The 14756-nt window shown below is 74.1% G+C and carries 11 protein-coding genes; 3 read left to right on the forward strand and 8 right to left on the reverse strand.

What is annotated here, in order from left to right:
- Positions 1–49 precede the first annotated feature (49 nt).
- From ACFWIC_RS16360 to ACFWIC_RS16390, 7 genes are all read right to left on the reverse strand, one after another.
- Positions 50–1762, reverse strand: coding sequence for an alpha/beta fold hydrolase (locus ACFWIC_RS16360; RefSeq protein WP_380519111.1), 1713 nt, complete (start codon positions 1760–1762; stop codon positions 50–52).
- Positions 1759–3057, reverse strand: coding sequence for a serine hydrolase domain-containing protein (locus tag ACFWIC_RS16365; protein ID WP_380519113.1), 1299 nt, complete (start codon positions 3055–3057; stop codon positions 1759–1761). Before ACFWIC_RS16365 ends, ACFWIC_RS16360 begins: the two co-directional genes overlap by 4 nt.
- A gap of 187 nt (positions 3058–3244) precedes the next feature.
- Entirely contained in the window at positions 3245–4345 is a 1101-nt protein-coding gene (locus ACFWIC_RS16370) for an LLM class flavin-dependent oxidoreductase (protein ID WP_329883479.1), read from the reverse strand.
- Positions 4346–4831: 486 nt separating this feature from the next.
- Complete coding sequence (gene glnII / locus ACFWIC_RS16375) at positions 4832–5854, reverse strand: glutamine synthetase GlnII (RefSeq protein ID WP_329876257.1); 1023 nt, start codon at positions 5852–5854, stop codon at positions 4832–4834.
- 169 nt (positions 5855–6023) lie between these two features.
- Positions 6024–7145, reverse strand: coding sequence for an SCO1860 family LAETG-anchored protein (locus ACFWIC_RS16380; protein WP_380519115.1), 1122 nt, complete (start codon positions 7143–7145; stop codon positions 6024–6026).
- 281 nt (positions 7146–7426) lie between these two features.
- The gene (locus ACFWIC_RS16385) at positions 7427–8104 is read right to left on the reverse strand and encodes a uracil-DNA glycosylase (protein ID WP_329876261.1); all 678 of its coding nucleotides are present in this window, start codon (positions 8102–8104) and stop codon (positions 7427–7429) included.
- 116 nt (positions 8105–8220) lie between these two features.
- On the reverse strand, positions 8221–9312 hold the full coding sequence (locus ACFWIC_RS16390; RefSeq protein WP_380519118.1) for an amidohydrolase family protein: 1092 nt from the start codon (positions 9310–9312) through the stop codon (positions 8221–8223).
- 96 nt (positions 9313–9408) lie between these two features.
- Between ACFWIC_RS16390 and ACFWIC_RS16395 the strand changes: the two genes are divergently transcribed.
- Both ACFWIC_RS16395 and ACFWIC_RS16400 read left to right on the forward strand, forming a co-directional pair.
- Positions 9409–10509: a pyridoxal-phosphate-dependent aminotransferase family protein gene (locus ACFWIC_RS16395; protein WP_380361603.1), complete on the forward strand. Its 1101-nt coding sequence runs from the start codon at positions 9409–9411 to the stop codon at positions 10507–10509.
- A 185-nt stretch (positions 10510–10694) separates the two neighbouring features.
- Positions 10695–12338: a phosphonate degradation HD-domain oxygenase gene (locus tag ACFWIC_RS16400; RefSeq protein ID WP_380519121.1), complete on the forward strand. Its 1644-nt coding sequence runs from the start codon at positions 10695–10697 to the stop codon at positions 12336–12338.
- Between the two features lie 109 nt (positions 12339–12447).
- Here the strand turns inward: ACFWIC_RS16400 and ACFWIC_RS16405 are convergent, their stop codons facing one another.
- Positions 12448–13233 carry a GntR family transcriptional regulator gene (locus ACFWIC_RS16405; RefSeq protein ID WP_329876269.1) on the reverse strand — a complete coding sequence of 262 codons (786 nt, stop codon included), beginning with the start codon at positions 13231–13233 and terminating at the stop codon, positions 12448–12450.
- Between the two features lie 340 nt (positions 13234–13573).
- On the opposite strand from ACFWIC_RS16405, the gene ACFWIC_RS16410 reads away from it, so the two are divergent.
- Complete coding sequence (locus ACFWIC_RS16410) at positions 13574–14743, forward strand: ABC transporter substrate-binding protein (protein ID WP_355399863.1); 1170 nt, start codon at positions 13574–13576, stop codon at positions 14741–14743.
- Positions 14744–14756 lie beyond the last annotated feature (13 nt).

Genomic DNA, 14756 nt, shown 5'->3' on the forward strand with positions numbered 1-14756 from the left:
GGTCACGGGTCACGGGTCACGGGTCACGGGTCACGGCCGGAGCGTACGGCTACTTGGTGCAGGTCCGGTCCCCCTTCGGCAGCCTGCCACTGGCCAGGTACGCGTTGACCGTGTCGTCCACGCACGCGTTGCCGTACATCCCGTAGAGCGCGTGCCGGTTGGCGCCCTTGAGCGTCAGCAGGCGGGAGCCGGGCAGCAGCCCGTGCAGCGCGACGCTGTCCCGGTAGGTGGTGCGCGGGTCCCCGGTGGCGGCGACGATCAGCACCTCGGCGTCGCTCCGCACCTCGGTGCGCGCCTCGCGCGGGCGGTCCCAGAAGGCACACGGGTTGATGTTGTTGAGAATCGGACCGAGCAGCGGGTGTTCGGCCCGGGTGCGCTCGACGCCCCGCCAGTACGACTCGGGGTCACGCGGCGCGGTGCCGTCCGCGCACATGATCGCCTGCTGGGAGCTGCCGGTCGCCGACCCCTCCGCGCCGAACGCGAACCGCAACACGGCGGCGAACGCCTCCGACGGCCGGGCCGGCCGGCCCGCCGCGGCCTCGGCCAGCACGACCATCTCTTCGGCGAGGTCCGCGCGCGCCTCGTCCGTGTCGTCCGCGATCCCGGCGAAGAGCAGGAACGGCACCCGGGTGTCGTCGACCAGGAAGGTGCCGGTGCCGCTGCCGACGGCCAACGGCGCGCGCGCCGACGCCTCGACGGTCCGCCGGATCCCGGCGATCACCTCCTCCCCGGTCCGGCCGAGCCCGTAGGTGTCGTGGCGGGCCGCCGCCCAGGCGGCCCAGTCGGCGAGCGCCTGCTCGTTCTCCGCCAGCAGGCCCGGGAACAGGCGGGGCCCGTACGTGCGCGGGTCGAGCGCCCCGTCGAGGACCACCCGGTCGTAGCGGCCGGGGAACATCTGGGTGTAGACGGTGCCCAGGTAGGTGCCGTACGAGACGCCCAGGTAGGAGATCCTCCGCTCACCGAGCGCGCCCCGGACGACGTCCATGTCGCGGGCCGTGTTGCGGGTGCTCGCGTGCGGCAGCAACGACCCTGCCGCGGCACGGCACTTGGCGGCCAGGTCCTTCTGGAAGGCGACCTGCCGGTCGAAGCTCGCCCGGCCGAGGCCCGCCGAGGCGATGCTGGTTCCGACCGGCCAGCCGCAGTCCAGCGGGGTGCTGCGCCCCACGAAGCGCGGGTCCATGCCGATGATGTCGTAACGTGCGGCGGTCTCCTTGAGCGCCGCCTGCACGCGCGGCGGAGTGCCGAGGGTCTCGCCGCCCGGGCCGCCGTCGTTGAGCAGCATCGCGCCGATCCGGTGGCGGGTGTCGGTGCCCTTGATCCGGGAGATCGCGACGGTGATGGTGCGGCCCCGGGGGTCGCCGTAGTCGAGCGGGACGGTCACGTCCGCGCAGCGCGCGCCCGCCTGCTCCAGGGCCGCGCCGTCCTTGTCGTCCGGCCCCTTGACGCAACTGCGCCAGTCGAGACGCTGGTTGTAGTAGCGGTCCAGCCCGCGGGGGGCGGAGGTCGCGGACGCGGAGGCGCCGGACGCGGAGGCGTCGGCGGACGCGGCCTGGGCGGGGCCGGTCGCTGCGGACACCACCGCCACGCAGGCCGCGAAGGCGAGGCCCGCCGCCGTGGCCCGGCGGACGGCCGTCGACGCCCCGGTTCCGGCCGGGCGCCGCCCGCCGGCACGACGGGGGCGGGCGGCCCGGCTCCCGGTGGAACGGCCGGCGGCGGAGCGGGCCTCGCCGGAACGGGCCTCGGCGGTACGGCGGTCGCTCATGACGTCTCCTCGGTCGCATCGGATCCGCCACCGACCGGCGCGCAGAACGCGGCGGTCGCGACGGCACGGAAGTCCTGCTCGGCCTGCTCGGTGCGGGGGACCTCGGTGAGGGCGAGGGCGAGACTGCGGCCGCCCGGCCCGACCGCGGCGAGCGTCCGGTGCCCGCCCGGCATCGTCCCGCCGTGGCCCCACCACCAGCCGCCGCACTCCAGCGGGCTCGCGATCAGCCCGAGCCCGTACCGGGCACCGAGCCAGAGGCGGTCCGGGTCGGCGGGCACGGTGCGCTTCATCTCGTCGAGCCAGCGCGCGGGCAGCAGCCGGCCGCCGAGCAGCGCCCGGAAGAACCGGTCCACGTCGGCGGGCGTGGACACCAGCGCGCCGCCCGCGCCGCCGAAGCTCGCGTTCCACTCGGTGCCGTCGATGCGCGGGGCGCCCTCGGGTGCGGCGTGGTCGACGTAGTAGCTGCGCGAGTGCGGGCCCCGGATGCGGAGCTCGTCGCCCGGCCAGTAGGTGTCCCGCAGGCCCAGCGGGCCGATGATCCGGCGTTGCAGCTCCGCCTCGAAGGGGCGGCCGGTGACCTTCTCGACCAGGAGGCCGGCGATCACGGAGTTGGTGGTCGAGTAGGACCACGCCTTCTCCGGGCGCGGCAGGGTGAGCCCGATCGCGACCAGCTCGCGCGGCTCGAAGTGGCGGAACCGCCACGCGTCCACGGGCAGTCCGACCAGCGCCTCGGTGTAGTCGGGGAGTCCGCTGGTGTGCTGGAGCAGTTGGCGGACGGTGATCCGGCCGCCGTCGTGGCCGTTGCCCCGGACCAGTCCGGGCAGGTGGCGTTCGACGGTGTCGTCCAGGCCGATCCGGCCCTCGGCGGCGAGTTGGACGACGAGCGTGGCGGTGAACGTCTTGGTGACGCTGCCGATCCGCAGCCGGTCCTCCGCCCGCATCCGGCGGCCGGTCGCCAGGTCGGCGACGCCGCGGGCGGCGGTCCGGCGCCCGCAGCGGGGGTCGGTGAACTCGGCGGCCGCGCCGGGGACTCCGTCGCCTCCGACCAGGGTGTCCAGGGCCGCTCCGACGGCCGCACGGGTCGCCGCGCACGCACCCGGCACGGCAGCGGCGGCCCCGGCCCCGGCCTCGGCCCCGACGGAAGCGGAAACGGGAGCCGAGGAGCCGGCGGCCGACGCGGCGGGGGTGCCCGCGAGCGCCGAGGCGGCCAGGGCGGCGGCGAGCACGGGCCCCCACCGCGCCGGCCGTCGCGCACCCCGGAGGGTTCCCCGGAGCATCATGTGATGGTGTGTCATGTCGTCAACGCTAGGAACCGGGCGCCCGGAGTTCACGACGGCACGCCCCCGGATCCGACCGGGGGACATCCCCACCCTTCACGTTCCCTTTCGGGCAGAACGGACCGGACGGCCGGCCCCGCGCACCCGCCCCACCCGACCCAGGCCGGGCCCCGGCCCCGGACCTGGCGGGCCGGCCCCGCCGGAGCTACTCCGGCCGCCGCCACAGGTTGCGCCGCGCGAGGAGCGGCAGCACGCCCTCCCCGAACCAGTACGCCTCCTCCAGGTGCGGCATCCCGCTGAGCACGAACTCCTCGATGCCCAGCTCGTGGTACTCCGTGATCAGGTCGGCCACCTCCCGGTGGCTGCCGACCAGCGCCGTCCCCGCGCCGCCCCGCAGCAGCCCGATGCCCGCCCAGAGCCCCGGGTGGACCTCCAACCGCGCCGCCGAACCGCCGTGCAGGGCCAGCATCCGGCGCTGCCCCTCGGACTCGCTCTCCGCGAGCGCGCGCTGGGTCTCCCGGATCCGCACCGGGTCCATCGCCGCCAGCAGCCGCTCGGTCTCCGCCCACGCCTGCGCCGAGGTGTCCCGGGTGATCACGTGCAGCCGGATCCCGAACCGCACCACCCGGCCCTGCGCGGCGGCCAGTTCGCGGATCCAGGTGATCTTCTCCCGCACCTGCGCGGGCGGCTCCCCCCAGGTGAGGTAGACGTCCGCGTACCGGGCGGCCACGTCGCCCGCCGCCGGCGACGAACCACCGAAGTACACGGGCGGCACCTGGTCCGGCAACCGGTTCAACACGGCCCGCTCCACGCGGAGATGGGGCCCCTCGTGGTCGACAGTCTCGCCCGCCCAGAGCCTGCGCGTGATCGACAGGAACTCGCCGGTCCGCGCGTACCGCGCGTCCTTGTCGAGGAAGTCACCGTACGCGCGCTGCTCCGCCGACTCACCGCCCGTCACCACGTTGAGCAGCAGCCGGCCGCCGGACTGCCGCTGGTACGTCGCCGCCATCTGCGCGGCCAGCGTCGGACTGATCTGCCCCGGCCGGAACGCCACCAGGTACTTGAGCCGCTCCGTCACCTGGGTGAGCATCGCCGTCGTCAGCCAGGCGTCCTCGCACCAGGCGCCGGTCGGCGTCAGCGCCCCCTCGAACCCCAACTGCTCCGCGCTGCGGGCGATCTGACCCAGGTAGGCGACGGACGGCGGCCGGTCCGCCCCGGCGGTCCCGGGCGTCGAACCGTGCCCGCCGCCGACGACGTGCCGGCTGTCGCCGTTGGTGGGCAGGAACCAGTGGAAGGTCAGGGACATGAACACACACTCCGGTGCCGAGAACGCCTGCGGGGAGGGGAGGGAGCAGCACTCACCGACGACAGGCGGCCGCGCACACCCGCACCAGGTCCACGTGCAGGCGCCGCACGAGGCACCCGGAGGCAGCGGCGGAGGCGGCGGAGGCGGTCATGCGGGCGATTATCCGCCCACGACCGGCACGGATCAAGAGACCGCGGCACCGCCGTCAGCACCAGCACAGCGCTTCGAGTGGAGCGAGCGTGGCACGCAGGCGCCTCGTGCACGTCCTGCCGGGCATCGGCGGCAGCGTCCTGGAACGTCCGGGGGCGGGCGGCCGGGAACGGCCGTCCGGGACGCGGGATTCGGTGACCTCGCCGCTCTCGCCCGTGAACTGGCGGACGTCATCCACTCCGGCTGACCCCGACCACGCGAAAGGCCCGCCGGGCCTCCCCCATGCAGCAGGGGGAGGCCCGGCGGGCGCTTCAGCTGTTACCGGTGAGCGGTGGCTCAGACCTGGCCGGCCTTCTCCAGGGCGGCGCAGCAGGTCTTGATCAGCAGGCGGGTGACCACGTACGGGTCGACGTTGGCGTTCGGACGGCGGTCCTCGATGTAGCCCTTCTGGTCCACCTCGACCTGCCACGGGATGCGGACCGACGCGCCGCGGTTGGAGACGCCGTAGGAGTAGACGTTCCACGGGGCGGTCTCGTGCTTGCCGGTCAGGCGGGACTGGATGTCGTCGCCGTACTGGCTGACGTGCTCCAGCACGATCTCCTGGGAGGCGCCGAGCGACTCGCAGGCGGTGATGATCGCGTCGTAGCCCTCGCGCATCGCCCGGGTGGAGAAGTTGGTGTGCGCACCCGCGCCGTTCCAGTCTCCCCTGGCCGGCTTGGCGTCGAGGGTGGCGTCGATGCCGAACTCCTCGGCGGTGCGGTAGAGCAGGTAGCGGGCGATCCACATGTCGTCGGAGGCGGTCAGGGCGTCGACCGGGCCGATCTGGAACTCCCACTGGCCGGGCATGACCTCGGCGTTGATGCCGCAGATGGCGAGGCCGGCGTCCATGCAGCGGTCGAGGTGCAGCTCGACGATCTCGCGGCCGAAGACCTCCTCGGCGCCGACGCCGCAGTAGTAGCCGCCCTGCGGGGCCGGGAAGCCGCCCTCGGGGAAGCCGAGCGGGCGGGAGCCCTTGAAGAAGGTGTACTCCTGCTCGATGCCGAAGATCGAGTCCTGCGCCGCGTACTGCTCGGCGACGGTGCGCAGCAGGGCGCGGGTGTTCGACTCGTGCGGGGTGCCGTCGGTCTCGTGGACCTCGCAGAGGACGAGGATGTTGTCGCCGCCGCGGATCGGGTCCTTGGTGACCTTGACCGGCTCCAGCACTCGGTCCGAGGCGTGGCCTTCGGCCTGGTTGGTCGAGGAACCGTCGAAGCCCCAGGTGGGGATCTTGTCGGCGTTCGGCAGGACCCGAGTCTTGGAGCGGAGCTTGGCGGTCGGCTTGGTGCCGTCGATCCAGATGTACTCGGCCTTGATTGCCACGGCGATGTCCCTCGCAAACTGAGTGGTGGGTGCCCGCGTAGCGTCGCAAGCCGCCGTTTCCCGGTTGTTCCTCTCATGTAACGCCCATGTGAACCAACCGTCCGCGTCGGCACCGTCACCGTGCGGGAGTGCCGCAGATGGCACTCCCGCACGGGATCCGGGGCGGGTTTCAGCGCCTGCGGGCGTGGGCGGCGACAGCGGCCCGGCGACGGCGGGTGGCCCAGAGGGCGCAGGCGCCGGCGGCGACCAGGGCGGCGGCTCCGGCGGCGAGCGGGGCGGTGGAGTCACTGCCGCCGGTGGCGGCGAGGTGGTCCGCCGGGGCCGGGGCCGGGGCGGCGGAGGCCGGACGGCGGGCGGCCTGCGTACCGGTGGCGGACGGCGGGGCGGCAGCGGCCCGGCCGGTACCGGCGGCGCCGGTGGGAGTGCCGTCCCCCACCGGCCGGGCTGCGGGCACCTCGGCGGGCGGGGCCACGGCCGGGGCGGTGGCGGGCGCCGGGGCGGAGGGCGTCGGCACCGGCTTCTCGCAGCTCACCGAGGCGACCGTGACGGTCCCGGTCACCTTGGCGACGTTGAGGCTGAGCGGGTTGACCTCCACCCGCACCTCCAGGGCCGAGGCGGCGGCCGTCGTCGAGGTGGTGGTCTTCTTGGAGAACTCGACCGAGACGCTGCCGACCAGCGGGACCTCCACCCTGGTCGGCCCGTACAGGCTGACGGTGACGGGCTTGCCGAGGAGGGTCAGCTTCGCGGGGGCCACCACGTCGGCGGTCGGCCGCCCGTCGACCGGACAGGTGGCGGTGGCGCTGAGCGCCTCCAGGCCGAGCAGGGTGGTGGCGGGGAGGCCGGGGGCGTGGACGTCCGCGTTGACCAGCTGGACGGCGGCGGAGGCGCCCTTGGCGTCGACCTTGGTCACCGACTTTCCGAGGTCGGCCCTGACCAGGGTGACCGGGCCCTGCTGGTCGACGCCTTCGACGACGGCGGTGAGGACGGACCCCTCCCTCTGCGCGGGGGTCTCGACCTTGTTGAGTGCGATGTTCACCGGAACGTCCACGGTCTTGTTCAACAGGCTGACGTCCAGGTCGAGTTCGGCGGTGACGGCGCGCGCCTTGCCGGCGGAGGGCGCCGGGGAGGCCCCCGCGGAGGCCGCCGGTGCGGCCGGTGTCGCCGGGGACGCCCCCGGTGCACCCGGTGCGGTGGCGTGGGCGACGGACGGCACGACGGACGCCGGGACTATCAGCGCCGCCACCGCGAGGGCGGCGACGGTGACGGCGGGAACGGAACGGTACGAGGACATGGCGGTACCCCCACGGGTGGTGACGAGGAGGAGCGCACCTCCGACATCACCCGCCCGCGGGGGCGGGGCCAAGGGGCTGGCGCTCCGAACGACGAGCCGCCAGTCTTCTCGAACAATCCGTCACATGAGTCACACAGAACGTCATTTCACTCGTTCGGGTGAGGTTGACGCCCAGGAACACCACGGCCCGCCGCAACGGCCTCCGGCCACGACCACCGGCACGGCAGCCGGACACGGCAGCGGGCACGGCAGGCCACGGCAGCCGGGCGACGGCGGCCCGGCTACGGCAGGCGCCAGTCCACCGGCTGCGCACCCTGCCGCGCCAGCAGTTCGTTGGCCCGGCTGAACGGGCGCGAGCCGAAGAAGCCGCCGTTCGCCGAGTAGGGGCTCGGGTGCGCGGACTCGATCGCCGGGATCTCCCCCAGCAACGGACGCAGGTTGCGCGCGTCACGGCCCCAGAGAACCGCCACCAGCGGGCCGCCGCGCGACGCGAGCGCGCGGATCGCCTGCTCGGTGACCTCCTCCCACCCCTTGCCCCGGTGCGCGGCGGGTTTGCGCGGCGCGGTGGTGAGGGCGCGGTTCAGCAGCAGGACGCCCTGCTGCGTCCAGGGGGTGAGGTCCCCGTTCGAGGGCTGCGGGAGACCGAGGTCGTTCCCGTACTCCTGGAAGATGTTGATCAGACTGGCCGGGATCGGGCGGACGTCCGCCCCCACCGAGAAGCTGAGGCCGACGGCGTGGCCGGGGGTGGGGTACGGGTCCTGCCCGACGATCAGCACCCGCACATCGGCGAAGGGCTGTTGGAAGGCGCGCAGCACGTTCGGACCGGAGGGCAGGTACGTACGGCCGGCCGCCAGTTCGGCGCGGAGGAAGTCGCCCATGGCGGCGACCCGCCCGGCCACCGGCTCCAGCGCGGTGGCCCACCCGGGCTCGACGATCTCATTCAGTGGACGCGGTGCCATGGGCGTAACCCTATCGGCCTACAACGACAGCCCGTTCACCCGGATGATCTTCGGCCCGCCCGGCCGCCGACGGCCGCGCGCCGCCCCCGTGCCGCCCCCGCGCCGTCCGCCCGGCCTCACCCCACCGGACTCCCGCGCAGCACCACCTGGCGCGGGTCGGCGAGCACCCGGACGTCCGCCCGCGGGTCCTCCGCGTACACCACGAAGTCGGCCGACGCCCCCTCCTCCAGGCCCGGACGGCCCAGCCACTCCCGCGCCGACCAGGTGGCCGCCGAGAGCGCCTCCGCCGGGCTCAGCCCGGCCTTGACCAGCTCGGCCACCTCGTCGGCGACCAGGCCGTGGGCGATCGAGCCGCCCGCGTCCGTCCCGACGAAGATCGGGATGCCCGCGTCGTGCGCGGCGCCCACGGTGTCGTAGCGGCGGGCGTGCAACCGCCGCATGTGGGCGGACCAGGCCGGGAACCTGAGGTCGCCGCCGAGCGCCAGGCGCGGGAAGGTGGCGATGTTGACGAGCGTCGGGACGATCGCGACGCCGCGCTCGGCGAAGGCCGGGATCAGTTCCTCGGTCAGGCCGGTGGCGTGCTCGACGCAGTCGATGCCGGCCGCCAGCAGGTCGGGCAGCGATTCGGCGGCGAAGCAGTGCGCGGTGACCCGCGCACCCTCCTCGTGCGCCGCCGCGATCGCCTCGGCCAGGGCGTCGCCGGGCCAGCAGGCGGCGAGGTCGCCGCGCTCCCGGTCGATCCAGTCGCCGACCAGCTTCACCCAGCCGTCCCCGCGGCGCGCCTCGGCCCGGACGTAGGCGGTGAGGTCGCCGGGCTCGATCTCGTGCGCGTAGTTGCGGATGTAGCGACGGGTGCGGGCGATGTGCCGGCCGGCCCGGATGATCCGGGGCAGGTCCTCGCGCTCGTCGATCCACCGGGTGTCGGCGGCCGAACCGGCGTCACGGATCAGCAGCGTGCCGGCGTCGCGGTCGGTGAGCGCCTGCTTCTCGCTGGTGGCGGCGTCGACGGCGCCGTGCGCGTCCAGGCCGACGTGGCAGTGCGCGTCCACCAGACCGGGCAGCACCCAGCCGTCCACCGTCCGGACGTCACCGGCCGCCACGGGGCGGTCGAAGGTCACCCGGCCGTCCACCACCCAGAGTTCGTCGCGGACGTCCTCCGGACCGACCAGCACCCGACCCCGGACGTGCAGCACCGTGCCATCGCTCATGGCCCGCACTCTACCGACGACGGCATTCCCTGTAAGGACCGCCGATGGGGCAGACTCGTTCCGGTCACCGTTCCCCCACGTGAGAGGCCCGACCCCGTGACCCCCTACCTCGACCTGCCCCCGTTCAGCGCCGCCGACTTCGCGGCCGTCGAGGACCAGGTGGCCGCGCTGCTGCACACCACCGCCGACGTGATCGTCACCCAGGGCGAGGCCCTGCTGCCGCTGGAGGCCGCGATCCGGGGCGCCGCGCACCCGGGGTCGACCGCGCTCAACATCGTCACCGGACCGTACGGGCAGACCTTCGGCGGCTGGCTGCGCGACTGCGGGGCGAACGTCGTCGACCTCGCCGTGCCGTTCGACACCGCCGTCACCGCCGGGCAGGTGGCCGAGGCGCTCGCCGCGCACCCGGAGGTCGACTTCGTCTCCCTGGTGCATGCCGAGGCCGCCACGGGCAACACCAACCCGGTCGCCGAGATCGCCGCCGTCGTGCGCGCGCACGGGGCGCTGCTGATGCTGGACGCGGTCGCCTCGGTGGCCGCCGAACCGCTGCTCACCGACGCCTGGGGCGTCGACCTGTGCGTGATCGGCGGCCAGAAGGCGATGGGCGGGCCGGCCGGGGTCTCCGCCGTCTCCGTCTCCGCGCGGGCCTGGGAGCGGATCACCGCCAACCCGGCCGCCCCGCGCCGCTCCTACCTCTCCCTCCTGGACTGGAAGGAGCGCTGGACGGACGCCGGACGGACGGTCCTGCCGCACGCGCCGGCCCAGCTGGAGATGCTCGCGCTCGGCGCCTGCCTGGACCGGATCGAGGCGGACGGGCTGCCCGCGGTGATCGCCCGCCACGGCGCGGCGTCCGCCGCCGTCCGGGCCGGCGTCCGCACCCTCGGCACCCTCGCCCCGTTCGTCCCGGACGACGCCCACGCCGCCCCGGTGGCCACCACCCTGCGCACCCCGGTCGGCCTGGACGCCGCCGCACTGGCCGCCGAGCTCCGCCGCCTCGACCCGACCCTCCCCGTCCAGGCCGGTGGCGGCGCACTCGCCGCCGGGATGCTCCGCGTCAACCACTACGGCCCGGCCGCCTCCCCCGGGACGGTCCGCGCCACCCTCACCGCCCTGGCCACCGCCACCGGCACCGACGCCACCTCCGCCCTCAAGGCGGCGGAGGCCGCCTGGGAGGCGGTCGGCCCCTCCTTCGGGTGACCGAACCCCCCGCCCGGCCGGGCCACGCCTGACCCGGCCGGGCCACGCCTCACCACCCCTCGGGAGCTTCTGTTCCCGAGGGGTTCATCGTTTCGCCACGCGGATCTCACCGGCGCCCGAGAGGCTCCTCGCAACGCAAAGTTGGCTATACAACTTCACCCGTGAGACCGCCCAGGAGGAACCCCATGCCCGAGCTTCCGCCGTACTGGCTGCGCGACAACTGCCCCTGCGCCGAATGCCGCGACCCGCGGAACGGGCAGAAGCTGTTCCAGATCACCGACCTGCCGGACGACCTCGCGATCGCCGCGCAGACCGAGCAGGGCACACAGACCGAGCAGAACGGGCAGGGCGGGCAGGGCGGGCACCTGGAGGTGCTCTGGTCGGACGGGCACCGGTCCCGCTACCCGCTGGAGTGGCTGGCCGGGGCGGCGCCCGACGGCGGGGCCGGCGGCACCGTCGACGGTGACGGGCGGACGGAGGCCGACAAGCGCCTCTGGACGGCGGCGGACTTCGCGGACGGCCTCCCGGAGGCGGAGTGGACGGCCTACCTGGCCGACCCGGCGGAGCGCGCCGCCGTCCTGGCCGCCGTACGCCGGTCCGGCTTCGCCGTGCTGCGCGGGGTGCCTGCGGTGGAACGGCAGGTGCTCGCCGTCGCCGGGACCTTCGGGTACGTGCGGGTCACCAACTACGGCGAGCTGTTCGACGTCCGGGTCGAGCCGGACCCGAACAACCTGGCCTTCACCAGCGCGGCGATCACCCCGCACACCGACAACCCGTACCGCGACCCGGTCCCCACCCTCCAGCTGCTGCACTGCCTGGAGAACTCGGCGACCGGCGGGGACTCCGGCCTGGTGGACGGGTTCAAGGCCGCCGCGGTCCTGCGCGAGGAGGCTCCGGAGGCCTTCGCGATGCTGACCCGCACGCCCGTCCCGTTCGTCTTCCGCGACCGGGACACCGAACTGCGGGCCGACCGGCCGCTGATCGGGGTGGATCCGCTCGGCCGGATCCGCGAGGTGCGGTTCAACAACCGCTCGATCGGCACGCTGCGCGGGACCGCCCGGGAGCTGGACGCGTTCTACGACGCCTACCGCCGGTTCGCCGCGATCACCCTCCGCCCCGAGCTGCAGCTGGAGTTCCGGCTGGACCGGGGCGACTGCCTGATCTTCGACAACGTCCGCCTGATGCACGCCCGGACGGCCTTCGAGAAGGACGGCCACCGCCACCTCCAGGGCTGCTACGCCGACCTGGACTCGCTGGCCAGCACCCTCGCCGTACTGGACCGCCGGGCAGCCGCGCTGGACGCGATCGCCGAGCTGTTCGCGGGCGAGGGCGCCGGCGAGTACCTGGGCGAGGCGGTGACCATGGCCGAGCACATGCTCCAGGCCGGCGCGCTGGCGGAGGCGGCCGGGGCGGCCCCGCACCTGGTCGCGGCGGCGCTGCTGCACGACGTCGGCCACTTCCAGGGGGCTCTGCACGGACGGGATCTGATGGAGGGTCAGGACAATCGGCACAGCGACACGGGTGCGGACTGGCTGGCCCGCTGGTTCGGCCCGGAGGTCACCGACCCGGTCCGCCTGCACGTGGCCGCCAAGCGCTACCTGTGCGCGGTCGAGCCGGGCTACCGGGCGCGGCTGTCCGAGGCCTCCGAGTACACGCTCCGGGTGCAGGGCGGCCCGATGTCCGAGGAGCAGGCCGCGGCCTTCGCCGCGCACCCGGGCGCCGAGGACGCGGTGGCGGTCCGCCGCTGGGACGAGCAGGCCAAGGAGGCCGACGCGGACACCCCGGGCTTCGCGCACTTCCGCCCGCTGCTGGCCGCGTTGATGCGCTGAACCTCCGGAGGGCGGACGGGAACGGGGTGGTGGGCCGACCGGCCCACCACCCCGCCGCGCGCTCCGGCCCCCGAGCCGCGAACGCCGTCCGCATCCCCCCGCCGAAGGTTCAGTCCACTTCCCGGGCGTGCCGGGAGAGCGCCGACGCGGCCAGCGAGTTGTGCACGCTGAACGCCACCGTGCCGGGCAGGTAGCGGTCCTGGGACCACTCCACGGGGGTGCCGGTCGGGTCGGTGGTCCGCCGCCGCTCGCGCAGCAGCGGGCCGCCGCGGCGGCAGCCGAGCAGCCGGGCATCGTCCGCGTTGGCCACGACGATGTCGATGGTGTGGTCGGCGTCGGTGAACAGGATGCCGTGCTCGCGCAGGACCTCGGTGTGCGAGACGACGTCCGGCGGCAGTTCGGCGACGATCTCGCCGACCCGGGGCGGGTAGACCGTCCGCTCCACCATCACCGGCTTGCCGGAGAGGGTGCGCAGCCGGACCGTCACGTAGACGTCCGCGCCCTGCTCCAGGCGGAGCTGCTCGCGTTCGGCGGCGTCGGCCGGGCGGCGGACCAGCGAGTCGAGTATGCCGCCGGGCTCCTCCCCCATCGAGTACGCCCAGTGCGTGAAGCTGAGCAGTTCGGAGAAGCTCTGCACGCGGGCCGTTCCCAGCACCACCCGGCGGGTGCCCCGCCGCGAGGTGACCAGCCCGTCCGAGCGGAGCACGGCGAGCGCCTGGCGGACGGTGCCGCGCGAGACGCCGTACTGCTCGGCGAGCGCGCCCTCGGCGGGAAGCCGGCCGGCCTCGCCGAACGCGCCGGTGGTGATCGCCTCGCGCAGGTCGGCGGCGACCTTGCGGTAGAGCGCGCCGGTGGCGCGGTCCTCGGCGGCCGGACGGCCCGACTCCACTGCCACGTCAGTCAATGTCCCTCCAGGGGCGGTGTCCTGCACAGCCGTACCGGCGCGGACAGCCCGACCTTATCCCGCTGCGCCACCGAAGCATCGCACTCCGGCGATCATCCGCCGGCGACCTGATTCGACCGTTCCCGCAGCCGACCCCGGGACTGGGCCATCCGTTCACCTTCCCGTCATCGGGCTCCGGCGTACTTACCCCCGTCAGCGAAGTTGGCTAGTCAACTCGGGCGCCGAACAACCGGCCGCTCACCCCGGCCCGGCCGCCCCGGCCACCCCACTCGCCCGACGAATCCCCGCGAAACGCACCCCTCGCAGTACGCCCTGATCAGGAGACTGACCCGTGACCGTGCACCGTGCCCGCGCCGCCGCTTTCGCGGCCGTACTGACCGCCGCCGCGCTCTCCCTCACCGCCTGCGGCTCCGCCGGTTCGACCGCCAAGGCCGGCGACGCCGCCAAGGCCGGCACCAAGGACGCCAAGGAGGCCACCTCCGCGGCCGACCTCGGCGGCATCGACGGCCTGATCGCCGCCGCCAAGAAGGAGGGCAAGCTGCACGTCATCACGCTGCCCCGGGACTGGGCGAACTACGGCAAGATCATCGACGGCTTCAAGGCCAAGTACGGCCTGGAGGTCGAGGAGGAGAACCCGGACGGCTCCAGCCAGGACGAGATCAACGCGATCACCTCCCGCAAGGGCCAGGACCGCGCCCCCGACGTCGTCGACCTCGGCAGCGCGTTCGCGCTCCAGGCGGTCAAGGACGGCCTGCTCGCCCCCTACAAGGTCGCGACCTTCGACAAGGTCCCGGCCTCCCAGAAGGACGCGGCCGGCGCCGCCGTCAACGACTACGGCGGCTACATCTCGATCGGCTGCGACGCCAAGAAGATCGCCAGCTGCCCGAAGACCTTCGCCGACCTGCTCAAGCCCGAGTACAAGGGCCAGGTCGCCCTCAACGGCAACCCGACCAAGTCCGGCTCGGCGTTCGGCGGCGTCTACGCGGCCGCGCTCGCCAACGGCGGCTCGCTGGACAACATCCAGCCCGGCATCGACTTCTTCGGCAAGCTCAAGCAGTCCGGCAACTTCAACCCGGTCGAGTCGACCCCCGCCACCATCGAGAAGGGCGAGACCCCGATCTCGATCGACTGGTCCTACCTGAACGCCGGTTACAGCGACCAGTTCAAGGACAAGGGCGTCGACTGGAAGGTCTCCATCCCCTCCGACGGCAGCTACGCCCAGTTCTACAACCAGGGCATCAACAAGTGGGCCCCGCACCCCGCCGCCGCGCGCCTGTGGCAGGAGTACCTGTTCAGCGCCGAGGGCCAGAACCTCTTCCTCGGCGGCTACGCCACCCCGTCCACCTTCGACGCCCTGAAGAAGGAGGGCACCCTCGACGCCACGGCCGCCGCCAAGCTGCCGACCGTCGAGAAGCCCTTCACCACCTTCCCGACCCAGGACCAGATCACGGCCGCCAAGAAGGTCGTGACCGAGAACTGGACCAAGGCGATCGCGGGCTGACACTCCCGCCCCG

Origin of the sequence: Kitasatospora sp. NPDC127035, assembly GCF_042726075.1 — a bacterium.
Taxonomy (GTDB): Bacteria; Actinomycetota; Actinomycetes; order Streptomycetales; family Streptomycetaceae; genus Kitasatospora.

Coding starts and splice junctions, on each gene's coding strand:
- ACFWIC_RS16390 (WP_380519118.1), bottom strand. CDS start 9,312: ATGAGCGATGGCACGGTGCTGCACGTCCGGGGTCGGGTGCTGGTCGGT.
- ACFWIC_RS16385 (WP_329876261.1), bottom strand. CDS start 8,104: ATGGCACCGCGTCCACTGAATGAGATCGTCGAGCCCGGGTGGGCCACC.
- ACFWIC_RS16370 (WP_329883479.1), bottom strand. CDS start 4,345: ATGTCCCTGACCTTCCACTGGTTCCTGCCCACCAACGGCGACAGCCGG.
- ACFWIC_RS16360 (WP_380519111.1), bottom strand. CDS start 1,762: ATGAGCGACCGCCGTACCGCCGAGGCCCGTTCCGGCGAGGCCCGCTCC.
- ACFWIC_RS16380 (WP_380519115.1), bottom strand. CDS start 7,145: ATGTCCTCGTACCGTTCCGTTCCCGCCGTCACCGTCGCCGCCCTCGCG.
- ACFWIC_RS16400 (WP_380519121.1), top strand. CDS start 10,695: ATGCCCGAGCTTCCGCCGTACTGGCTGCGCGACAACTGCCCCTGCGCC.
- ACFWIC_RS16365 (WP_380519113.1), bottom strand. CDS start 3,057: ATGACACACCATCACATGATGCTCCGGGGAACCCTCCGGGGTGCGCGA.